We start from the raw sequence: 22,954 nt of genomic DNA on the forward strand, positions 1-22,954 counted from the left end.
TGATGATGGGTCGCGTCATGACGAGGTGGAGCCTGGCGGCGGTCGAGAGGGCCGCGCCCGACGCGTCGTCGTGGACGGCTGCCCGCAAGCTCGCGACGCCGGGGCCGTGGTCGCAGACCGGCGCCACCGACGCGCTCGTGTGGGGCAGGTGCCAGGGGTCGGGCCGCACGCCCTACCAGGTGAGCGTCGATCTCGACGGCCCCGCCTACCGGTGCTCGTGCCCGAGCCGGAAGTTCCCGTGCAAGCACGCGCTGGCGCTGCTGACGCTGTGGGCGCGCGACGACCCGGTCATCGGCGGCGACGACGCCGGGGGAGAGGGCGCCGACGTCGCCCGCCAGTGGGCAGAGCAGCGCGCCGGCCGCGCCGCGGCCGCCGCCGCGACGGCGGCCGAGCCGGCCAGACCGGTCGACGAGCAGGCCCGGGCGAGGCGACAGGCCGACCGCGCCCGTCTCATGGACGCCGGCATCGACGAGCTCGCCCTCTGGCTGGCCGATCTCGTGCGCGGCGGCACGGCCGAGGCCCGACGACGTCCCTACGCCTGGTGGGAGGCCGCGGCCGCGCGCCTCGTCGACGCCCAATTGCCCGGGCTGGCCGAGCAGGTGCGCGACACCGGCGCCGGGCTCGCCGGCCGCGGTGACGACTGGGCCGGCTCGCTGCTCGACGACCTCGGTCGCTGGTGGACCGTCGTCCAGGCCTGGCGGCGCCGTGACACCCTCGCGCCGGACCCGGCCGCCGACCTGCGGGTCGAGGTGGGCTGGTCGGTGCCGACCGCCGAGGTCCGCGGCGCCGACGACGTCACCGACCGCTGGCAGGTGCTCGGCGCCTTCCGCACCGACGACGGTCGCCTGCAGCAGCAGCGCACGTGGCTGCGGGGCCTCGACTCCGGCGAGCAGCTCGTCGTCCTCGACTTCGCCGCGCGGGCCCAGCCGCTGCCCGCGGCCCGGCTGGTGGGCACGGTGCTGCACGCCGACGTCGCCCGCTACCCGGGCTCGGCGCCCCGCCGCGCGCTGCTGCCCGACGACGCCGTCGTCGTGGGCACCGACGCGCGCCTGCCCGGCGGCGTCGACCTCGCCATCGCCGCCGACGCGCTGGCCGAGGCCTGGGCGACCAACCCGTGGGCGCGGCGGGTGCCGGTGGTGCTCGACGAGGTCGGTCTCTCGGTGCCCGACCGACTGGTGCGCGACGCGGCGGGCCTCACCGTGCGGCTGCTGCTCGACGACGACCCGTGGGCCCTGGCCGCGCGCACCGGCGGCCGGCCGTGCCGGGTGTTCGGCGAGCTCGAGGCCGACGGATTCCGACCGCTCACCGTCGAGGCGGCGCCATGAGCGCGGGGGAGACCGCCGGCACCTGGGACGACCTCGTGACCGCCTCGCTCGTCGGCACCGGACGCCGCACGGTGCCGGCGTGGCCGCCCGGACTCGCCGTGCGCGAGGGCGCCTCGCCCGAGGAGCGGCTCCTCGACGCCGCCGCCGTCGGCGGAGCGCTGCGACGGGCCGGACGGGTGCCCGCCAGGCGCGCCGACCCGCTCGAGCAGGCCGGGCCCGACCGTCGTCCGGCACCGCCCGCCCGGGCGGTGCAGCTGCTCGACCTCGTGCTCGTGCAGCCGCCGGTCGGACGCCGCCTGCTCCCCGCGCTGCTGCGGGTCTGGTTCGACGAGGCCGGGCGCCGCGGCTACCGCGTGCACCACGGCGCGCTCCCCACGCTGCTCACGATGGCCACCGGCGACGCGACCCTGCGACCCGTCGTCGCGCCGGTGCTCGACGAGCGCGGCCGGTGGTTGGCCGGGTTGCGGCGCGAGTGGGGCTGGGCGGCCGCCGGGCCGCTCGAGCCCGACGACGACCCGCTCGACGAGACGTCGTGGGCGCGCCTGCCCACGCCGGCGCGGGTCGCGGCACTCGCGACGCGGCGCCACGACGACCCGGCGCGGGCGCGCGACCTGCTGGCGACCACCTGGGCGAGCGACCCGGCCCCCGCCCGGGCCGAGCTGCTCGGCATCTTCGCCGCCGGGCTGTCCGACGACGACGAGCCGTTCCTCGAGGCCGCGCTCGACGACCGCTCGGCGAAGGTGCGCGAGGCCGCGCGTCAGCTGCTCGACCGGCTGCCGACGTCCGCGCGATCCCGACGCCTCGCCGCGCTGCTGCGCCCGCTGCTGTCGGTCGACGCCGGTCGCGTCGTCGTCGAGCTGCCGGCCGCGCCCGACGCGGCCGCCGTCCGCGACGGTCTGGTGCCCGGGCCACGGGGCCGGTCCGAGCGGGCGTTCTGGCTCGGCGTGCTCACCCGCGGCGCGCCGCTCGACGTGTGGACCGAGGCCACCGGTCTCGACGCCGCCACCGTCGTCGCGACCCTCGACGAGCCGGCGGCCTCGCTCGAGCTGCGCCAGGCCACCCTGCTGCGGCGAGACGTCGCCTGGGCGCGGGCCCACGTCGCGCACGGCTGGGAGCCGGCGCTGCTGGTGCTGCTGCCGGGCGCCGAGCGCCACGACCTCGTCACGGCCCGGCTCGCCCGGTGCACCACGATGGCCGAGCTGCTCCAGGTCGTCCGACTCCTCGACGGTCCCTGGACGCCGTCGCTCAGCCGCGACGTCGTCGACCGCATCCGGGCACTGCTGACCAGTCGCAACGGCCCCGGTCCCGTCGACCACGGCTCGCTGATGGAGGTGCTCGCGACCCGGCTGCACGGCGACGCGCTGCCCGCCGTCCAGAGCCTGGCGGCCCGCGACACCCCGCTGCACGACCCGCTGCACCGGGTCGCCCACCACCTCTCGCTCGTCCCGACCATCCTGGAGGCCTTCGCATGACCGGAACCACCGTCGAGACCGAGCAGGTCCTGCGCGCCCACGCCGAGACCGCCTACGCCGACGAGCTCACCGCGCTGGCCGCGGTCGACGACCGACCGCGGCCGCCGAGCTGGCGGCTCTCACCGTGGGCGGTCACGACCTACCTGCTCGGCGGCACGATCGACGACGGCACGTCCGACGGACTCGCGATCTCGCCGAAGTACCTCGGGTCGCGCCGCCTGATGGAGATCGCCGTCGCGTCGCTGGCCACCGACCGCGCGCTGCTGCTGCTCGGCGTGCCGGGCACCGCCAAGACCTGGGTCGGCGAGCACCTCGCCGCCGCGGTGAGCGGCACGTCGACGCTGGTGGTGCAGGGCACGGCCGGCACGCCGGAGGAGTCGCTGCGCTACGGCTGGAACTACGCCCGCCTGATCGCCGAGGGGCCGTCGCGCGAGGCGCTCGTGCCGAGCCCGGTGATGCGCGCGATGGAGGCCGGGTCGCTGGTGCGCATCGAGGAGCTCACCCGCATCCCGGCCGACGTGCAGGACGCGCTCATCTCGATCCTGTCCGAGAAGACCCTGCCGGTGCCCGAGCTCGACACCGAGGTGATGGCGCGCCGCGGCTTCAACGTGATCGCCACGGCCAACAACCGAGACAAGGGCGTCAACGACCTGTCGTCGGCGCTCAAGCGCCGCTTCAACACCGTGGTGCTGCCCCTGCCCGACTCGCTCGAGCAGGAGGTCGAGATCGTGAGACAACGAGTCTCGTCGATCGGTGCGGCTCTCGACCTGCCCCCCGACCTCGAGTCGCTGTCGGAGATCGCCCGCGTCGTCACGGTGTTCCGCGAGCTCCGCTCCGGCGTCACGCTCGACCAGCGCACGACCGTCAAGAGCCCCTCGGCCACGCTGTCGACGGCCGAGGCCATCTCGGTGATGACCAACGGCACCTCGCTCGCCGCCCACTTCGGCGACGGCGTCGTGCGCGCCGACGACGTCGCCGCCGGGCTCACCGGCGCCGTCGTCAAGGACCCCGTGCAGGACCTCCTGGTCTGGCAGGAGTACCTCGAGACCGTCGTCCGCGACCGGCCGGAGTGGGCCGACCTCTACCGCGCCTGCCGCGAGCTCGCGTGACCGTCTCCCCGGTCACCGTCCTCGGGGTCCGACACCACGGGCCCGGCTCGGCCCGCTCGGTGCGGGCCGCGCTCGACGAGCTCGCCCCCGACGTCGTGGTGATCGAGGGGGCGCCCGAGCTCGACCCCCTCGCCGCGCTGGTCGCCGACGTCGACCTCGTGCCGCCGGTAGCCGCGCTCGTCTACGTCGTCGACACGCCCCGGCGGGCCTCGTTCTACCCGATCGCTGCGTTCTCGCCCGAGTGGGTCGCGCTGCGGTGGGCGGCCGCGCACGGCGTCCCGGTGCGGTTCGCCGACCTGCCGGCGGTCCACGCACTCGCCGACCAGACCCCGTCGGACGACGGTCCCGACGACGCTGCGCCGAGCGGGCCCCGCACCGACCCGATCACCGCGCTGGCGCGCGCAGCCGGCTACGACGACGCCGAGCGCTGGTGGGAGGACGCCGTCGAGCACCGCACGACGTCGACCCTGGGCGGCTTCGACCTCCTCCGCGAGGCGATGGCCTCGGTGCGCGAGCACGACCCGCACGACGTCGAGAACGAGCGTCGCGAGGCGGCGATGCGACGCGTGCTGCGCGCCGTCCTGAAGGACGGCGCCGAGCGGGTCGTCTTGGTGTGCGGCGCCTACCACGCGCCCGCCGTGCACCCCGACGCGTGGCCGCCGGCCTCGCACGACACCCGTCTGCTCACCAGGCTGCCGAGGGTCAAGGTCGCTGCGACCTGGGTGCCGTGGTCGGCCGGCCGGCTCGCCACCGCGAGCGGCTACGGCGCCGGCGTCACCGCGCCCGGGTGGTACCACCACCTCTTCGTCACCGACGAGCCCGACGAGGTGGTGCCGGGCTGGCTCACGCGCGTGGCCCGCGAGCTGCGGGCCGAGGGCTACGGCGCCGCGCCCGCCACCGTGGTCGAGGCGGTGCGCCTGGCCGAGGCGCTCGCTGCGATCCGCGCCCGGCCGTCGGTGGGCCTGAGCGAGCTCGACGACGCCGGCGAGGTCGTGCTCTGCGAGGGCTCGCGGCTGCCGATGCGCGCCGTCCACGACCGGCTCGTCGTCGGTCAGGAGATCGGCCGGGTGCCCGACTCGGTGCCGCTCACCCCGCTGGCCCAGGACCTCGCCCGCCAGCAGCGCTCGCTCAAGCTCAAGGCGACGACGACCCCGACCGAGGTCGTGCTCGACCTGCGCACGCCCAACGGCCGGGCCCGCAGCATCCTGCTCCACCGACTGCGCCTGCTCGACGTGCCGTGGGGCCGACCGGCCGACGCCGGCCGCTCGACCGGCACCTTCAAGGAGGCCTGGCTGCTCGCCTGGGAGCCCGAGCTCGCCGTCGCCCTCATCGAGGCCGGGCTCCACGGCACCACCGTGGTCGCCGCGGCCGACGCCAAGGCCCGCGCCGACGCCGAGGCCGCACCCGACCTCGCCACCCTGGGCGCGCTCGTCGAGGTCTGCCTCACCGCCGAGCTCGGCGAGGGGCTGGCCGCCGTCGTCGACACGCTCGCCGAGCGCACCGCGCGTCAGCACGACACCCTGGCCCTGCTCGGCGCCGTCGAGCCGTTGGCCCGCACCCGGCGCTACGGCGACGTCCGAGGGGCCGACACCAGCCGGGTCGCGGGCGTGCTCGACACCGTCGTCACCCGTGCCTCGGTCGGCCTGCGGGCGGCCTGCGTCAACCTCGACGACGACGGCGCCGCCGCGATGCGCGCCGCCGTCGACGCCGCCCACCGCGGCATCGCCCTGCTCGACGTCGCCGACCTCAGCCGACCGTGGCGCACGGCCCTCGGCGCGGCCGCCGCCGACGACCGCGTCGCACCGCTGGTCTCGGGCCGGGCCAACCGCATCCTGCTCGACCTCGGCGAGATCGGCTCCGACGACGTCGCACCGCGCATGAGCCGACGTCTGTCGCGAGCCGCCGACGCCGTGGCCGGCGCGGCCTGGGTCGACGGCTTCCTCGACGGCGACGCCGTCCTGCTCGTGCACGACGCCACGTTGCTCGGCCTCGTCGACGCGTGGGTCGCCGGGGTGGGGGAGGAGTCGTTCGAAGACGTACTACCTCTCCTGCGTCGCACGTTCGCGCGGTTCGAGCCGCCCGAGCGCCGTCAGATCGGCGAGCGCCTGCGGCACGGTGACCGGCCGAGGGCCGCCGGCGTCGAGGTCGACGACGGCCGGGGCCGGCCGGCCGCCCGTCGTGTGGCCGAGCTGCTCGGGTTGGCGGTGACGGCATGACCGAGACCGACGAGATCCCGGGTGAGCCCCCGCGCGACCGGCTCACCCGGTGGCGGCTCGTGCTCGGCGGCGACGAGGCCGACGCGCTCGGCGGCCCCGGCGGGGTCGAGCTGGCCGGCGACGACGTCACTCGCGACCGCGCCCTCGGCGACCTCTACGACGGCGACCGCCGTGGCGGCCTCGGCCGCTCCGCCCCGCGCGTCTCGCGCTGGCTCGGCGACATCCGCGGCTACTTCCCCTCCTCGGTCGTGCAGGTCATGCAGGCCGACGCCGTGGACCGGCTCGGCCTCCACGAGCTGCTCATGGAGCCGGAGATGCTCGACGCCGTGCAGCCAGACGTGTCGCTCGTCTCGACCCTGGTCGCGCTCAACGGCGCCATTCCCGAACGCAGCCGCGAGGCCGCACGCGCCGTCGTCCGCACGGTGACCGACGAGCTCGAGGAACGGCTGCGGGCCCGCACGGTGCAGGCCGTCAGTGGGGCCCTCGACCGCTCGACCCGCTCGCGTCGTCCGCGACCGGCCGACATCGACTGGGGCCGCACCATCGCGGCCAACCTGCGCCACTACCTGCCCGAGCAGCACACCGTCGTGCCCGAGCGGCTGGTCGGCCACGCCCGCCGCACGACGCAGGTCGAGCGACAGATCATCCTCTGCGTCGACCAGTCCGGCTCCATGGCCGAGTCGGTCGTCTACTCCAGCGTGTTCGGCGCCGTGCTCGCCTCCCTGCGCTCGGTCGCCACGCGCCTGGTCGTCTTCGACACCGAGGTCGTCGACCTGACCGACGACGTCGACGACCCGGTCGACGTGCTCTTCGGGGTACAGCTCGGCGGGGGCACCGACATCAACCGCGCGCTCGCCTACTGCCAGGGCCACATCACCCAGCCGGCCGACACCGTGCTGGTGCTCATCAGCGACCTCTACGAGGGCGGCATCGCCGAGGAGATGCTGCGCCGGGCCCGGCAGGTCGTCGACTCCGGCGCCACGATGATCGCGCTGCTCGCGCTCAGCGACTCCGGAGCGCCGTCCTACGACGCCGACCACGCGGCCGCCCTCGCCGCGGTCGGTGTCCCGGCGTTCGCCTGCACGCCCGACCTGTTCCCCGACCTGATGGCCGCGGCCATCGAGAAGCGCGACATCGGCCAGTGGGCCGCCTCGCACGACATCCAGACCAGCCACGGAGACGCCGATGGATGACGACCTGCTCGCCGCCTACGACGCCCAGCTGCGCGGCGTCGCCGAGGTCGCCGGCGCCACCCGCTGGGACCGCGTCGGCCCCTTGTGGCGCGCCGAGTTCGACGACGCCGGCTTCGTCTCCTACGAGAGCCTCGCCGGGCACGACGTGCCGGCACTCGTCGCGGCCACGGTCGCGCACTTCCGCGACGAGACCGCGGTGGGCAGCTTCGAGTGGAAGACCCGCGGCCACGACGACCTGCCCGACCTCGAGCCGGCCCTGCGCGCGCACGGGCTCGAGCCCGACGACGCCGAGACCGTCATGGTGGGCGAGGCCGCGCTGCTCGCCGTCGACGTGCCCCTGCGCGAGGGGCTCGGCGTGCGGCGGCTCGACACGCGCGACGAGCTCGACGCCGGCACCCGCGTCGCGCACGAGGTGTTCGGCCGCTCGGGCTTCGACCTCGCCGAGCTGGTTGCCCGCGACCCCGGCCGCACCGAGGCGTGGGGCGCCTTCGACGGCGACCGCATCGTGTCGAGCGGACGGCTCGTCACGGTCGACGACACGGAGTTCGCCGGGCTCTGGGGCGGCGGCACCCTGCCCTCGCACCGCGGTCTCGGCCTCTACCGTGCCCTCACCGCCGCGCGCGCCCGGTCGGCGCTCGCGCGCGGCGTCCGGCTGCTGCAGAGTGACTGCACGCCGATGTCCCGACCGGTCCTCGAGAGGTCGGGGCTGGTCGCGATCACCACGACGACGCCCTGGACCTGGACGCGCAAGGGATAGCCCGCTTCCGGGCCGCGGCCCCGACTGGTGGTGTGAAGGCCATGCGTCGTGTCCTCCTGCTGCTCACCGTGCTCACCGGCCTGCTCGCCTCGCTCCTCGTGAGCACCGCGGCACCGTCGTGGGCCGCGTCGTACCCGACCCTGCGCAACGGCTCATCGGGAGCGAACGTGACGTCGTTGCAGCACCTGGTGACCTCGCGCGGCTTCACCACCGCCGCCGACGGCGCCTTCGGCTCCGGCACCCAGCAGGCCGTGACGGCGTTCCAGCAGTCGGCCGGACTCACCGCCGACGGCGTCGCCGGACCCGCCACCTTCGCCCAGCTCGTCCGCACCCTGCGCCAGGGCGACACCGGCCCCGCCGTCCAGGCACTGCAGGTGCAGCTCAACAAGCACGGCTCGTCACTGGCCACCGACGGCGACTTCGGGCCCGGGACCGACGCGGCGGTGCGCGGCTTCCAGTCGGCCAACGGCCTCGGCGTCGACGGCGTCGTCGGCCCGGCCACCTGGACCACGCTCCTCGGCACCGGAGGTGGCGGCTCGGTGCCCGGCACGACCTACGCCTCGCTGTCCGATGCCCAGAAGGCGAGCTCACGCACGATCATCGGCGTCGGCAAGGCCGCGGGCGTGCCCGAGTACGGCTGGGTCATCGCCCTCGCCACCGCGATGCAGGAGTCGACGCTGGTCAACATCGACTACGGCGACCGCGACTCGGTGGGACTGTTCCAGCAGCGGCCGTCGCAGGGCTGGGGCACCGTCGCGCAGATCCAGGACGCGCGGCTGGCGAGCCAGGCGTTCTACGGCGTCGCCGCGCACACCGCCAACCCGGGACTGCTCGACATCAGCGGCTGGCAGTCGTTGTCGGTCACCGTCGCCGCCCAGCGGGTGCAGCGCTCGTGCTGCCCCGACGCCTACGCGAAGTGGGAGTCGCTCGCGCGCGACATCGTGGCCCACGAGGGCGGCGCGCCCGCCGTCCCGTAGCACGCGGGGCCGGACGGTTCGGCGCCGGAGATCGTCCGGAAGATTCCGAGCACGACGAGGGATTCCCCCAGATGTCACGGGCCCGCAGGACCGGTTGACTGCGGGCACCCGACGTCCCGGGACGATCTCCCGCGTCGGCCCATCCACTCTCGGAAGGCTCCTCCATGCACGTGCGCTCCTGGCTCGCCGCCCGGCGACGTCCCGTCCTCACCGCGGCCGCCTCGCTCGGCGTCGTCGCGGCCCTCGCCACGATGACGCCGTCGTCGGCCGCGCCCGGTGGTGACGACGGCACCGTCAGCCCGAACATCGTCGGCGGCACCACGGCCGCCCAGGGCGAGTTCCCGTGGATGGTCCGGCTCTCGATGGGCTGCGGTGGCGCGATGTACACCGAGCAGATCGTGCTCACCGCGGCGCACTGCGTCGACGGCTCGGGCCCGGACACCTCGATCACCGCGACCTACGGCGTCGTCGACCTGCAGAGCTCGAGCCGCGTGACCCGCACCTCGACCCAGGTCTACGCCAACCCGTCGTACGGCTCCGGCGGCGGCGACTGGGCGCTGGTCAAGCTCTCCTCGCCGATCAGCGGCGCCACGCTGCTCCCGATCGCGACGAGCACCGCCAACGACAACGGCACCTTCACCATCGTCGGCTGGGGCGCGGCGTCCGAGGGCGGCGGCCAGCAGCGCTACCAGCGCAAGGCCACCGTGCCCTTCGTGAGCGACTCCGACTGCGTCGCCGCCTACCAGCCCTTGGTGAACGCGGGCCAGTACGACGAGCTCAGCCCCGGCGTCGAGATCTGCGCCGGCTACTCGCAGGGCGGCGTCGACACCTGCCAGGGCGACTCGGGCGGCCCGATGGTCAAGCGCGACGGCGCCGGCAACTGGATCCAGGTCGGCATCGTCTCCCACGGCTACGGCTGCGCCCGCGCCGGCTACCCGGGCGTCTACGCCCAGGTGAGCGCGCTCGCGGGCGACATCGCCGCCCAGGCCGCCGCCCTGGGCGGGACGACGGCGCCCGGCGGCACGTCGTTCTCGAACAACGCCACCGTCGCCATCCCCGACAACGGCGCCGCCGTCACCTCGACCGTGCAGGTCACCGGCGTGAGCGGCAAGACCTCCGTGCAGGCCGGCGTCGACATCGCCCACACCTACCGCGGCGACCTCGTCGTCACCGTCGTCTCGCCGAGCGGGCAGTCCTTCGTCGTGTCGAACAAGTCGGGCGGCTCGGCCGACAACATCGTGCAGACCTACCCGCTGACCTTCTCCGGCTCGGCCAACGGCACCTGGACCCTGCGCGTGCAGGACACCGCGGCCCAGGACACCGGATCGATCCGCGGGTTCAAGCTGACGTTCTGAGGCCTCCGCCGTCCTCAGGGACGACCTCGCCGCGGCACTCTCCGCGCAATCGCGCGCAGAGTGCCACTCGACGGACCCGCCACCGGCACTGTGCGCGCCATTGCGCGCACAGTGCCGGACGGCATTTCTCGACACACCATCCGACCGGCAGTGACGTGGACCGACTTCACCGGACCCACCGGTAACCGCAAGACTGACCCCGTGGTCATGTACCGGGCACTGCATGCGGTGGTGCCGCCCGTCGCGAAGGCGGTGTGGCGCCCGACGGTCACGGGTCTACACCACGTGCCGCGCACCGGCGGGGTGCTGCTGGCCAGCAACCACCTGAGCTTCGTCGACTCCGTCGTCATCCCGGTCGTCGTGCCCCGCAAGGTCGTCTTCCTGGCCAAGTCCGACTACTTCGACGGCCCCGGCGTCAAGGGCGCGCTGTCGAAGGCCTGGTTCAGCGGGCTCGGCATGCTGCCGGTCGACCGCGACGACACCAAGGCCGCGCTGGCCAGCCTCGACACCGCGCTCGAGGTGCTCGGCCGGGGCGAGGCGTTCGGCATCTACCCCGAGGGCACCCGCTCGCGCGACGGCCGGCTCTACCGCGGCCGCACCGGCGTCGCCCACCTCGCACTCACCGCGGGCGTGCCGGTCGTGCCGGTCGGCCTCGTCGGCACCGAGAAGCTGCAGCCGGTCGGCTCGCGGCTGCCCCGCATCGTCAAGATCGAGGTCTCGTTCGGCGAGCCGATCGAGGTCGCCGGCCGCTTCGACGGCGTCCCGCTCGGCAAGGCGCGCCGCCTCCTGACCGACGAGGTCATGGCCGCGGTCCAGGACCTCTCCGGGCAGGTGCCGGCCGGCATCTACAACGAGCGCCCGCCCGACGCCTGACGAGCCGCGCCGGGGCTCAGGGGCGCAGGCCCCGCAGCACGCCGATGCCGACGGGCGTCGACCGGGTGCGGGTCATGGCGATCCAGACCAGGTTGCGGCGCTCGACGTCGACGACCCTCGAGCGGCCGGGTCGGATGCGCACCGAGCCGTCGGGGTCCTGACCGCGGAGTCCGCCCCACTCGACCCTCACGGCGCGCTGGAGCGGGTTGGTGAACCGGACCCGGTGCCGCTTGCGCAGCACCGTGGCGCGCACCGGCTCGACCGGCCGGACCGTCACGGTCAGCGTGGCCGGGGTCAGGTAGTCGTGGTCGCAGGCCCAGTAGCGGACGGCGTAGGACGCCGCGCGGTTGCCCGTGGCGACCACCCGCAGCGCCGTCGGCGCCGAGGTGCCGCGCCACGCGGCGCTGGTGGTCTCCGCGACGACGAGGGGCGCGCCGGCGGGCACCTCGACCCGGCACACGGCCAGCTCGTCGCCGTTCGGGTCGCGGTCGTTGGCCAGGACGTCGACGAGCACCGACTGGCCGCCCGCGTAGTCGGCCCCGGTGTAGGAGCCGGACACGGTCACCCGGTCGTCGGCCGTCACGGGCGCGTCCTCGGCCCGGTCGGCGTGCGCCGGGACGATGCTCGCCACCGTCAGGCAGGCCGCCCCGACGGCGGTCGCGGCGCCGGTGGCGACGCCCGTCGTGAGCGAGCGGACGCGAACGGGCGGCAGGGGCATCGGTGCTCCAGGGGTCGGTACCCCCGGACCGGACCGGGAGCGACCCGTCGACGCTAGAGGACCACCGTCGGGCCCGAGGCCGAACACGCCGAATCATGGGGTCGGCGGCCGTGGGGAGGACGGCATCATCGGACCATGCCACCTCCTTCCACGCCGTCCACGCCGGCCACCGCCGTCCGCCTCGGTCTCGAGCCGCACCCCGAGGGTGGCTGGTACCGCCGGACCTGGGTATCGCCGGAGACCGTGACCCTGCCCGACGGCCGGGTGCGCCCGACGGCGACGCTGATCCACTTCTTCCTCGCGGCGGGGGAGACGTCGGCCTGGCACCGGGTCGCCTCCGACGAGGTGTGGCTCGCGCACACCGGCACGGTCGCGCTGCAGCGCGGTGGCTCCGCCGCCAAGCCGACCGGCGGAGACGTCGTCGTGCTCGACGGCGAGCGGCAGGCCCAGGTCGTGGTCGCGGCCGGCGAGTGGCAGCGCACGCTGCCGGGCGAGGCCGACGCCCTGGTCTCGTGCGTCGTGTCGCCGGGCTTCGACTTCGCCGACTTCGAGCTGGCCCGACGCGACTGACCGCGTCAGGGCTCGATGAGCCCGGCCCGGATCGCGTAGCGGGTCAGCTGGGTGCGGTCGCGCATGCCGAGCCGGGCCAGGATCGAGGCGCGGTGCTTCTCCACCGTCTTCACGCTGATGGTCAGGGCGGCGGCGATCTCCTTCGACGTCGCGCCCTCGGCGATCAGCTTGAGCACCTGGTCCTCGCGCTCGGTGAGCACGGTGGTCGGCACGGTCTCGCCGCGGCGCAGGCGGTCGAGGTAGTCGCGCACGAGCGCGCTCATGACGCCGGGGTAGACGAACGCCTCTCCCCGCAGGGCCGCGCGGCACGCGGCGACGAGGTCCTCGTCGGCCACCGACTTCAGCACGTAGCCGCTCGCGCCGAGCTTGAGTGACTCGAAGAAGTACTGCTCGTTGTCGTGCATCGACAGCATCAGGACCTTCGGCGGCTCACGCCGACGCGCGATCTCGCGGGCGGCCTGCAGACCGGTCATGCGCGGCATCGCGATGTCGAGGACGACGAGGTCGACCTCGGTCGTGCGGAGGGCCGCGACGGCCTCGGCGCCGTCACCGGCCTCGGCCACGACCCCCAGGTCGGGCTCGGCGTCGAGAATCAGTCGGACTCCACGTCTGACCAAAGCATGGTCGTCGGCGAGCAGGATGCTTGCGGGGGCGGGCGTCGAGGTCGACGTCGTCATCAGGGCGCCACCGCCAGTCGTACGGTCGTGCCGCGACCGGAGCTCTCGACGGTGAGGTCGCCGTCGACCAGCACGGCCCGCTCGCGCATGCCGGTGATGCCCGTGCCCGGGGGACTGTCGCCCAGCCCGCGACCGTCGTCGGTGACCTGCAGGACGATGCCGTCGCCGATCCGCTCGAGGGCGAGGTCGACGCGCGTCGCGCCCGAGTGACGCGCGGCGTTGGTGACCGCCTCCTGCGCGACCCGGTAGAGCACGACCTCGGTCTCGGGCGCCAGGGCTGGTAGGCCGGGGGTGAGCCGCGGCCGAACGGCGAGCCCGCTCGTCGACATCTCGGTGGCCAGCGCCGCGAGGGCGCTGTGCAGGCCGAGGTCGTCGAGCACTCCGGGGCGCAGCCGCCGCGCGACGCGTCGGACGTCGTCGAGACCGGCCCGGGTCGTCTCGCGCAGCTCGCGCAGTCCGTCGACGAGGTCGGGCGGCGCGCCGTTCTCGAGCTGCTTGAGCCCGAGCAGGACGACGGTCAGGCTCTGGCCGACCTCGTCGTGCAGCTCCTGGGCGATGCGGTGCCGCTCGGCCTCCTGCGCCGCGAGCGCCCGGGCGCGGCTCCCGGCCCGCTCGGCCTCGAGGCGGTCGAGCATGCCGTTCCAGCTGCGCACGAGCACCGCGCCGGGCGAGCGACCGTCCTGCTCGGTCAGTCGGCCCGCCTCCTGCGACGGGTCGAGCGAGCGCATCGCCCTGACCACGCGGTCGACCTGCCCGAGCGACGGGCGCAGGATGACGGCGTTGGTGCCCAGCACGACGGTGAGCCCGACGACGAGGGCGACCACCTCCGAGCGCAACGGGTCGGCGGAGACGGTCGCGGGCGAGAGCACCAGCGCGGTCGCCCCGGCGACGAAGACGGCACCGTTGACGAGCACGACCTTCCAGAACAGCGGCACCCCCACAGCGTCACACGCTCGAGCGTGCTAGGCACGGCGGCCGCCGCATATGGGTGGTGGACCCCATACCGCGACGGGTCCTCGTCGCGAAGACTGGACGACGTCCCCACCCACCGGAGGAGCGCGGACGCAGAGCCGAGCAGGACCACGCCAGGACGGGAGGCCCCACGTGGCGCAACAGCCCGAGCCCGCCGCCTGGGTCGTGCTGGGCGTGCCCGCGCTCGGCTTGCTGGCTTTCGCGCTCCTCCGATGGGTTCCGACCGGCCATCTCCTCGTCGTGACGAGGCGTGGCCGCGTCGAGCGGGTGGTGTCGTCCGGGCTGAGGCTCCGGGCTCCCGTGTCGTCATCGGTGCTGGTGCCGACCGGGCCCGACATAGCCCTCGTGGCGCGCGGCACCACCCGTGAGGGGATCCAGCTCCGGCTCGTCGTCGAGACCGAGTCACGCCTCGTGACCCCGTCTCGCCACGAGCGTTTCGTCGACCCGGTCGCCACCGCGACCGAGGCCGGCGAGCAGGTGCTCGCCGCCGCCGTCGCGCACGCGTCGGTGCCCGAGCTGCCCGAGGCCCTCCTGGCCGACTGGGACGCCCTGACCGCCGACGTCGACCGGGCCACCACGCGGCACGGTCTCCACACCAGCTCGATGCGTCTCGTCGAGCTCGACGCCGTCCTCGCGGGCAGCGTCGATGGATCCCGCTGACCTCGACCTCGTCGTCCTCGTCGGCGCAGGGGTGCTGCTGGCGGCCGTGGTCGCCGTCCGCGTCTCGACCCGCCTCGGCCTGCCCAGCCTGCTGCTCTACCTGGCTCTCGGGCTGGTCATCGGCGAGTCCGGTCTGGGTCTGCCGTTCGAGGACGCCGAGCTGACCCAGGTCCTCGGCACCGTCGCTCTCGCGGTGATCCTGGCCGAGGGCGGCTTCTCGACCGACTGGCAGGTGGTGCGCCCGGTCGCCCCGCTGGCCGGGGTGCTCGCGACGCTGGGCGTCGCCGTCTCGGTCGTCGTCACCTCGGCGCTCGTGCACGTCGTCCTCGACGTCGACCTGCGCACGGCGGTCCTGCTGGGCGCCGTGGCGTCGTCGACCGACGCCGCCGCGGTGTTCGCGGTGCTGCGCACGTTGCCCGTGCGGGCCCGGCTGCGGGCGACCGTCGAGGCCGAGTCCGGCTTCAACGACCCACCGGTCATCATCCTGGTCACCGTCGTCGCCTCCGACGCCTGGGGCGACGCCAACGGGTTCGCGTTGGCCGGACAGGTGGTCTTCCAGCTGGTGGCCGGGGTCGTGGTGGGTTTCGTCGTCGCCCGAGCGGGGGTCTGGGTGCTGGCCCGCAGCGCGCTCCCGGCCACGGGCCTCTACCCGATCGCCACGCTCGCCATCGCGTTCGTAGGCTTCGCCGTGTCGGGCGTGCTCGGCGGCAGCCCGCTGATGGCCATCTACGTCGCCGGCCTCACGCTGGGCAACGCGACCCTGCCGCACCGCACGGCCACGGCGAGCTTCGCCGAGGGGCTGGCCTGGCTGTCGCAGATGGGCCTGTTCGTGCTGCTCGGCCTCCTAGCGAGCCCCGGCCGGCTCTGGGAGGCGCTGCCGTCCGCCCTCGTCGTCGGCGGCGCGCTCACCCTCCTCGCGCGACCCGTGTCGGTGGCGGTGTGCGCCGGTCCGTTCAAGGTGCCCTGGCGCGACCAGGTCTTCATCAGCTGGGCCGGGCTGCGCGGCGCCGTGCCGATCGTGCTCGCCACGATCCCGATGAGCAACGGGCTGCCGGCGTCCGAGCGGATCTTCGACGTCGTGTTCGTGCTCGTCGTCCTCTTCACCCTGCTGCAGGGCCCGGCCCTGCCCTGGGTCGCCCGCCGCACGGGCGCGACCACCGCCGTCCACCCGCGCGACGTCGCCGTCGAGTCGGCGCCGCTCGACGAGCTCGGAGCCACGCTCGTGCAGTTCTCGGTGCCCCCCGGCTCACGCCTGGCGGGGGTGGAGGTCGCCGAGCTGCGGCTGCCCCTGCACGCCGTCGTCTCGCTGCTGCTGCGCGACGGCGCCCTGCTGGCCCCCGGACCGACGACGGCGCTCCGCGAGGGCGACCACGTGCTCGTGGCCGCACCGCGTGACGACCGCGCGGCCGTCGAGCGCCGCGTGCGAGCGGTCAGCCGGTCGGGCCGGCTCGCCGGCTGGCACGACCGCATCGCCGGCCCCGGCGCCTCGCGCTGAGCCGGACCGGACCCGCGGCCGGTGGCTCGGCCGCCGGGTGTCGGAGGTGGCTGCTTAGGTAGGTCCATGACCACGACCGCCGCCCCGGGCACCGCGAGCCCGGCCACGAGCTACCGGCTCGTGCGCGAGCGGTCCGACGTCGTCGTCCCGACGCTCGACGAGCACCAGCAGGCCGTGGTCGACCACCGCGAGGGACCGCTGCTGGTGCTGGCCGGACCCGGCACGGGCAAGACGACCACGCTGGTCGAGGCCGTGGTCGACCGGCTCCAGCAGCCCGGGGTCCAGCCCGAGAACGTGCTGGCCCTCACGTTCTCGCGCAAGGCGGCCGAGCAGCTGCGCGACCGGGTCACCGCCCGGCTGGGGCGCACGCTGGCCACCGGCCTGTCGTCCACGTTCCACTCTTTCGCCTACTCGCTCGTGCGGCACCACGCGCCGGCCGACATCTACGCCGCGCCGCTGCGGCTGCTGTCCGCGCCCGAGCAGGACGTCGTGCTCCGCGACCTGCTCACCGACCACCCTGAGTCGGTCACCTGGCCCGACGGTCTCCACCGGGCGCTCGGCACCCGCGGCTTCGCGCGCGAGGTCAACGCCGTGCTGTCCCGGGCCCGCGAGAAGGGGCTCGACGGCGAGCAGCTCTCGGCACTCGGCGCCGAGCACGACCTGCCCGAGCTGACTGCGGCCGGGCTGTTCCTCGAGCAGTACCTCACGACCCTCGACTCCTTGGGCGCCACCGACTACGCCGACCTCATCCGGCGCGCGACCATCGAGGCCGCCGTCCACCGCGACGAGCTGCGGCAGCGGTTCCGCTACGTCTTCGTCGACGAGTACCAAGACACCGACCCCGGGCAGGTCGCCCTGCTGCGCCAGCTCGCCGGCGACGGGCTCAACCTGGTCGCCGTCGGCGACCCGCACCAGTCCATCTACGGCTTCCGCGGCGCCGAGGTCCGCGGCATCCTCGACTTCCCGGCCCGGTTCCCGCGTCGCGACGGCCGCCCGGCCGACGTCGTCGCGCTGCGCACCACCCGGCGCTTCGGCGCCCACCTGCTGCTCGCCTCCCAGCGCATCGCCTCCCGGCTCGCCCTGCCCGGCTCGATCCCCGAGGCGGCCAAGGAGGCGTTCCTCCAGCCGGTCTCCGAGGCACGCGGCGTGGGTCGCGCCGAGGTGTTCACCTTCGACACCGACCGGGCCGAGGCCGAGCACCTCGCCGACCTGCTCCGCCGCGCGCACCTCGAGCACGGCGTCGACTGGTCCGACATGGCCGTGCTGGTCCGTTCGGGGCGCACGTCCATCCCGCCGCTGCGTCGCGCTCTCGGCGCCGCCGGGGTGCCGGTCGAGGTCAGCAGCGACGAGGTGCCGCTCGTGCGCGACCCCGCCGTGCTGCCGCTGCTCGAGGCCGTCCGCGCCGTGGTCAACCTCGACAACGACGACCCCGACCACGTCGACTTCGTGCATGCCTCGCGGGCCGAGGCGCTCCTGCTCAGCCCGCTCGGCGGGCTCGACGCCGGCCAGGTGCGACGTCTCGGTCGTGCGCTGCGCACCCGGGCCAAGGCCGAGGCGCGCGACGGCGACGCCACCCCACCCACCTCGCGCGACCTGCTGCGCTCGGTCGTGGTCCGTGCCGACTTCCTCGACGGGCTCGAGGGGCCCGAGGTCGAGCGTGCCCGCGCCCTCGCCCGGCTGCTCGCCGGCTGCCGGGCCGACCTCGACGCCGGAGCGTCGGCCGAAGACGTGCTGTGGCGGCTCTGGTCGGGCACCCGGTGGCCCGAGCGGCTGCGCCGCTCGGTCGAGCACGGCGGGGGAGCGGCCCGGCGCGCGCACCGCGACCTCGACTCCGTCTGCGCCCTCTTCGATGCCGTCGCCCGCGCCGAGGAGCAGCGCGTGCACCTCGGCGTCGCCGACCTGTTCGCCACGCTCTCGGCCCAGCAGATCCCGGCCGACACGCTCGCCGAGCGGGGCGCGCGCGGCTCCGCCGTCCGGCTGCTCACCGCCCACCGCTCCAAGGGCCTCGAGTGGCGCCTCGTCGTCGTCGCCCACGTGCAGCAGGAGGCCTGGCCCGACCTGCGCCGGCGCGCCACGCTCCTGCAGGCCGACCGCATCGGCGACGACGGCCTCGTCCCACCCGTCACGCCGCGCGAGCTGCTGCTCGAAGAACGCCGGCTGTTCTACGTCGCCTGCACCCGCGCCCGCGACCGGCTCGTCGTCACCGCCGTCGCCTCGCCCGACGACGACGGCGAGCAGCCCTCGCGGTTCCTTGACGAGCTCGGCGTGCCCGTCGTCCACCATGTCGGACGACCGCAGCGCCCGCTGTCGATGAACGGCCTCGTCGCCGACCTGCGGCGCGCCCTCGCCGACCCCGCCAGCCCCGAGCCGCTGCGCGCCGCCGCCGCCCGCCGGCTCGCCCGACTGGCCAGCGAGGCCGCAGGCCCGCGGCGCCTCGTGCCGCAGGCTGACCCGTCGTCGTGGTGGGGCACCCGGTCGAGGTCGCGGTCGGTCGAGCCCGTGCGCGACGCCGACCGGCCGGTGCCGGTCTCGGCCAGCGTGCTCGACCACCTGATGCTCTGCCCCACCCAGTACTTCCTCGAGCGCGAGGCCGGAGGGGTCGCGCGCTCGCACCAGGCCGCCAACCTCGGCCAGGTGGTGCACGCGCTCGCCCAGCGGGTGGCCACCGGCGAGCTCGACGCCGGCATCGACGACGCCGACGTGCTCATGAGCCACGTCGACGAGGTCTGGGAGCGCCTGGAGTTCCGCACCCCCTGGTCGAAGGCGCGCGAGCACGACCGCATCCGCGCCGCGCTCGGCCGCTTCCTGCGCTGGCACCACGCCAACACCCGCACCCTCGTGGGCGTCGAGCAGGGCTTCTCGGCCGAGGTCGAGGTCGACTCGCCCGAGGGGCCCGACGCCGCCCCGGTCGCCGTCCGGCTCACCGGCTTCGCCGACCGTCTCGAGGTCGCGGCCGACGGCTCCGTCGTCGTGGTCGACCTCAAGACGAACCGCTCCATGCCCACCGGCCCGGCCGTCGCACAGCACCGCCAGCTCGCGCTCTACCAGTACGCCGTCGACGCCGGCGCCGCCGACGACCTCCTGCCCGACGGTGCCACCGGCCGCGCCGGCGGCGCCCAGCTCGTGCAGCTCGGCAGCCTCGACGACAACGACTCCGCCGTCGTCCAGACCCAGGAGGCGCCGTCGGCCGACGGGCCCGAGCGGCGCGCGCTGCGCGCCGACATCGGGCTGGCCGCCCACCTGCTGCGCACCGAGCAGTTCCCGGCCGTGCCCGGCGCCCACTGCCGCGACTGCTCCTTCGTGCCTGTCTGCCCGGCCCGCAGCGCGGGGTCGATGACGTGACGCCGCGCGAGATTCGCACGCCGGCCGAGCTGCAGCAGGTGATGCGCTCGCCCTACCCGGTGAGCGAGCAGCAGTGGGCCGCGGTCAGCGCCCCGCTCGCACCCGCCGTCGTCATCGCCGGCGCCGGCTCGGGCAAGACCACCCTCATGGCCGCCCGGGTGGTGCACCTCGTCGTCACGGGCCAGGTGCGCCCCGACGAGGTGCTCGGCCTCACCTTCACCACCAAGGCGGCCAGCGAGCTGCGCAAGCGCATCCGCGATGCGCTCGTCACCGCCGGGGCGCTCGGCGACGCGCGCGGCCCGGGCGGCGAGGTCGAGGGCGACGAGGCGGTCGAGCTCACCGTGCTCACCTACAACGCCTACGCCGCCCAGCTGCTCACCGAGCACGGCCTGCGCATCGGCCACGAGCCCGACACCCGCGTCGTCACCGACGCCGCCCGCTACCAGCTCGGCGCTCGCGTGGTCGACCGCTTCACCGGCGACGTCCACCACCTCACCGACCACCCTCCCACCGCGATCCAGAACCTGCTGGCCCTCGACGGCGCCATGAGCGAGCACCTGGTCACCCTCGACGACGTGCGTGCCTTCGACGCCCGCGAGCGTGAGGCGTTCCTCCGCGCGGCCGCGGAGGAGCGGGCGGGCAAGGACCGCAAGACCTACCGCGAGCCGCCCGAGAAGGCCGCCAACGCGATCGACCGTCGCGCCGAGCTGCTCCAGCTCGTCGCCGACTACCGCCGGCTGAAGTCCGACCTCGGGCTCATGGACTTCTCCGACCAGATCGAGCTCGGCGCCCGGCTCGCCCGCGAACGGGCCGAGGTCGGCGAGGTCGAGCGCGGCAAGTTCAAGGTCGTGCTCCTCGACGAGTACCAAGACACCTCGGTCGCCCAGGCGATCATGCTCTCGCGGCTGTTCTCCGGCCCCGACCCCGAGACCGGGCAGGGCCACGCCGTCACCGCGGTCGGCGACCCCAACCAGGCGATCTACGGCTGGCGGGGCGCGTCGGTGAGCAACATCGTCAACTTCGGCTCGTTCTTCCCGGCCGCCACGGGCCGGACGGCGCTCTACCACCTCACGGTCAGCCGCCGCTCCGACCGGCGCATCCTCGAGGCCGCCAACCACCTGGCCGCGCCGCTCTACGAGGCCTACGACCAGGTCGAGCCGCTGGTGGCCGCCGACGGTGCCGCCGACGGCGAGGTGCGGGTCGCCGTCCACGAGACCGCCGAGAGCGAGCTGGCCGCGCTGGCCGACGACGTCCGCGCCGTGCACACCGGGCAGCCGGGCGGACTGTGGTCCGACGTCGCGGTGCTCACCCGCGACAACTCCCACGCCGAGCAGGTCTTCGACGCCCTGACCGGCGTCGGCATCCCGGTCGAGATCGTCGGCCTCAAGGGACTGCTGCGACTGCCCGAGGTGGCCGAGGTCGTCGCCACGCTCCACCTGCTGCACGACGTCACGCACAACCCGTCGTTGCTCACCCTGCTCACCGGGCCGCGGTGGGCCGTCGGTCCGCGTGACCTGCGGCTGCTGAGCCGCCGGGCGCTCGAGCTTTCCGGGCGGGCCGGCGTCGACGGCGCCGGCATGGCCCTCGCCGACCACCTCGTCGAGATCGCCGACGGCGTCGACCCCGCCGAGCTCCCGGCCCTCGACGACGCCCTCGTCGATCCCGGCGAGCTGCCGTTCTCCGACGAGGCGCTCGACCGGTTCGCGCTGCTCGCCGACGAGCTGCACTACCTGCGCGGCCACGTGGGCGAGCCGTTGCTCGACCTCGTGCGGCGCATCCTCGACGCGAGCGGCGTCGACGTCGAGCTCGCCTCGGCGGTGAGCCCGGCCGCGGCGGCCCGACGCGACAACCTCGACCTGTTCGTCAAGGCGGTCGCCGACTTCCAGGCCGTCGACGGCGAGGTCACGCTGCCCGCGCTCCTGGCCTACCTCACCGCGGAGGACGACCAGGGCAACGGCCTCGACCTCGCCACGCCGAGCGAGGCCGACTCCGTCAAGCTGCTCACGGTCCACCGCGCCAAGGGCCTTGAGTGGGCCTCGGTCTTCCTCGTCGGCGTGGGTGAGACGCGGTTCCCGTCCAACCGCTCGCGCACGCTCTGGACGTCGTCCCCCTCCGTGCTGCCCGCCCCGCTCCGCGGCGACGCCGGCGACCTGCCCCAGCTGGCCGGTCACGACAAGGCCGCCCTCGAGGCCTACCGGCGCTCGACGCGCGAGCACGACGCCGAGGAGGAGCTGCGCCTCGGCTACGTGGCGGTCACCCGGCCGGCGCACCGGCTCGTCGTGTCGTCCTACTGCTGGGGCCAGCGCCCCACGCCGTTCGGTCCGTCGGCCTACCAGGCGACGTTGCGCGACCTGCTCCGGCAGTGGGGCACCGACGCCGACCCGTGGCGCGACAAGCCGGCCAAGGGCGACCCCCACCCCTACGCCGACGTCGACCCCTCGGTGCCGTGGCCGGCCACCGTGGCCACCACCGAGGCGACCCTGCGGCTCGAGGCCGCGGCCCGGGTGGCGAGCGCCGACGTTGCGGCCGACGACGCCGACCTCGACATGATCACGGCCGCACGCGTCGCCGAGTGGGACGCCGAGATCGACCGCCTGCTCGTCGAGGCCCGACGCGACCGCAGCGACCTGGTCGAGGTGCCGATGCCGTCGGCCGTGTCGGCCACCGCGCTCACCCGCCTGCGCGACGACGCCGGCGAGTTCGCTCGCGAGCTCGCCCGGCCGATGCCGCGGCCGCCGTCCCCGGCCGCGCGCTTCGGCACCCGGTTCCACGCCTGGGTCGAGGCGCGGTTCGGCCAGCTCACGCTGCTCGACACCGACGAGCTCTCCGGGCGTGGCGACTCCGACGTCGCCGACGACGCCGAGCTGGCCGAGCTGGTCGAGGCCTTCGAGAAGGGCGCGTTCGCCGACCGGGTCCCCGTCGCCGTCGAGCCGGCCTTCGCGCTGGTGCTCGCCGGCCAGGTGGTGCGCGGGCGCATCGACGCCGTCTACCGCGAGCCCGACGGCTCGGTGCTCGTGGTCGACTGGAAGACCAGCCACGCCCGCACCGCCGACCCGCTGCAGCTGGCGATCTACCGGCTCGCGTGGGCGGAGCTCCACGGCCTGCCCCTCGAGCAGGTGCGGGCCGGCTTCTACTACGTCCGCACCGGCGAGCTCGTCGAGCCGGCCGAGCTCGCCGGCCGGGTCGATCTCGAGCGACTCGTGAGCGGAGCCGCCTCCTGATGCCTTGTTATACTTTCGCGAG

17 protein-coding genes are annotated in these 22,954 nt (G+C 75.0%); 14 read left to right on the forward strand and 3 right to left on the reverse strand.

Annotated features, from left to right (window positions below):
• Positions 1-17: 17 nt before the first annotated feature.
• The 9 genes from ABFT23_RS21110 (at position 18) to ABFT23_RS21155 (ending at position 11,277) form a co-directional block, all read left to right on the forward strand.
• Positions 18-1,325, forward strand: a complete 1,308-nt coding sequence (locus tag ABFT23_RS21110) for an SWIM zinc finger family protein (protein ID WP_347898820.1) — start codon at positions 18-20, stop codon at positions 1,323-1,325.
• Complete coding sequence (locus ABFT23_RS21115) at positions 1,322-2,797, forward strand: DUF5691 domain-containing protein (protein WP_347898822.1); 1,476 nt, start codon at positions 1,322-1,324, stop codon at positions 2,795-2,797. Before ABFT23_RS21110 ends, ABFT23_RS21115 begins: the two co-directional genes overlap by 4 nt.
• Positions 2,794-3,906 carry an ATP-binding protein gene (locus ABFT23_RS21120; protein WP_347898824.1) on the forward strand — a complete coding sequence of 371 codons (1,113 nt, stop codon included), beginning with the start codon at positions 2,794-2,796 and terminating at the stop codon, positions 3,904-3,906. Before ABFT23_RS21115 ends, ABFT23_RS21120 begins: the two co-directional genes overlap by 4 nt.
• Positions 3,903-6,122 (forward strand): DUF5682 family protein, encoded by a 2,220-nt coding sequence (locus ABFT23_RS21125; protein ID WP_347898826.1) that lies wholly within the window; start codon positions 3,903-3,905, stop codon positions 6,120-6,122. Before ABFT23_RS21120 ends, ABFT23_RS21125 begins: the two co-directional genes overlap by 4 nt.
• A complete protein-coding gene (locus tag ABFT23_RS21130; protein WP_347898828.1) occupies positions 6,119-7,315 on the forward strand; it encodes a VWA domain-containing protein in 1,197 nt (398 codons plus the stop codon). The genes ABFT23_RS21125 and ABFT23_RS21130 overlap by 4 nt, the downstream gene beginning before the upstream one ends.
• Complete coding sequence (locus tag ABFT23_RS21135) at positions 7,308-8,072, forward strand: GNAT family N-acetyltransferase (protein WP_347898830.1); 765 nt, start codon at positions 7,308-7,310, stop codon at positions 8,070-8,072. The genes ABFT23_RS21130 and ABFT23_RS21135 overlap by 8 nt, the downstream gene beginning before the upstream one ends.
• A gap of 41 nt (positions 8,073-8,113) precedes the next feature.
• Entirely contained in the window at positions 8,114-9,049 is a 936-nt protein-coding gene (locus tag ABFT23_RS22615; protein ID WP_457623849.1) for a peptidoglycan-binding domain-containing protein, read from the forward strand.
• Between the two features lie 164 nt (positions 9,050-9,213).
• Positions 9,214-10,404: a trypsin-like serine protease gene (locus ABFT23_RS21150; RefSeq protein ID WP_347898832.1), complete on the forward strand. Its 1,191-nt coding sequence runs from the start codon at positions 9,214-9,216 to the stop codon at positions 10,402-10,404.
• A 150-nt stretch (positions 10,405-10,554) separates the two neighbouring features.
• Entirely contained in the window at positions 10,555-11,277 is a 723-nt protein-coding gene (locus ABFT23_RS21155; RefSeq protein WP_347898834.1) for a lysophospholipid acyltransferase family protein, read from the forward strand.
• Between the two features lie 16 nt (positions 11,278-11,293).
• Here ABFT23_RS21155 and ABFT23_RS21160 read toward each other — a convergent pair whose 3' ends face one another.
• Complete coding sequence (locus tag ABFT23_RS21160) at positions 11,294-11,995, reverse strand: hypothetical protein (RefSeq protein WP_347898836.1); 702 nt, start codon at positions 11,993-11,995, stop codon at positions 11,294-11,296.
• A gap of 135 nt (positions 11,996-12,130) precedes the next feature.
• On the opposite strand from ABFT23_RS21160, the gene ABFT23_RS21165 reads away from it, so the two are divergent.
• Complete coding sequence (locus ABFT23_RS21165; protein WP_347898837.1) at positions 12,131-12,565, forward strand: cupin domain-containing protein; 435 nt, start codon at positions 12,131-12,133, stop codon at positions 12,563-12,565.
• A 5-nt stretch (positions 12,566-12,570) separates the two neighbouring features.
• On the opposite strand, the gene ABFT23_RS21170 is transcribed toward ABFT23_RS21165, so the two are convergent.
• Together ABFT23_RS21170 and ABFT23_RS21175 are read right to left on the reverse strand one after the other, a co-directional pair.
• The gene (locus tag ABFT23_RS21170) at positions 12,571-13,242 is read right to left on the reverse strand and encodes a response regulator transcription factor (RefSeq protein ID WP_347898839.1); all 672 of its coding nucleotides are present in this window, start codon (positions 13,240-13,242) and stop codon (positions 12,571-12,573) included.
• The gene (locus ABFT23_RS21175; RefSeq protein WP_347898841.1) at positions 13,242-14,177 is read right to left on the reverse strand and encodes a sensor histidine kinase; all 936 of its coding nucleotides are present in this window, start codon (positions 14,175-14,177) and stop codon (positions 13,242-13,244) included. Before ABFT23_RS21175 ends, ABFT23_RS21170 begins: the two co-directional genes overlap by 1 nt.
• Before the next feature lie 337 nt (positions 14,178-14,514).
• Here ABFT23_RS21175 and ABFT23_RS21180 point away from each other — a divergent pair, with 337 nt between their 5' ends.
• The 4 genes from ABFT23_RS21180 to ABFT23_RS21195 all read left to right on the forward strand — a co-directional run bounded on the left by ABFT23_RS21180 (position 14,515) and on the right by ABFT23_RS21195 (position 22,932).
• On the forward strand, positions 14,515-14,874 hold the full coding sequence (locus ABFT23_RS21180; protein WP_347898843.1) for a hypothetical protein: 360 nt from the start codon (positions 14,515-14,517) through the stop codon (positions 14,872-14,874).
• Positions 14,861-16,369 carry a potassium/proton antiporter gene (locus ABFT23_RS21185; protein WP_347898845.1) on the forward strand — a complete coding sequence of 503 codons (1,509 nt, stop codon included), beginning with the start codon at positions 14,861-14,863 and terminating at the stop codon, positions 16,367-16,369. Before ABFT23_RS21180 ends, ABFT23_RS21185 begins: the two co-directional genes overlap by 14 nt.
• A gap of 66 nt (positions 16,370-16,435) precedes the next feature.
• A complete protein-coding gene (locus ABFT23_RS21190; RefSeq protein ID WP_347898847.1) occupies positions 16,436-19,711 on the forward strand; it encodes an ATP-dependent helicase in 3,276 nt (1,091 codons plus the stop codon).
• The gene (locus ABFT23_RS21195; protein ID WP_347898849.1) at positions 19,708-22,932 is read left to right on the forward strand and encodes an ATP-dependent DNA helicase; all 3,225 of its coding nucleotides are present in this window, start codon (positions 19,708-19,710) and stop codon (positions 22,930-22,932) included. The genes ABFT23_RS21190 and ABFT23_RS21195 overlap by 4 nt, the downstream gene beginning before the upstream one ends.
• Positions 22,933-22,954 lie beyond the last annotated feature (22 nt).

Origin of the sequence: Nocardioides secundeburneus (assembly GCF_039939255.1) — a bacterium.
GTDB lineage: Bacteria > Actinomycetota > Actinomycetes > Propionibacteriales > Nocardioidaceae > Nocardioides.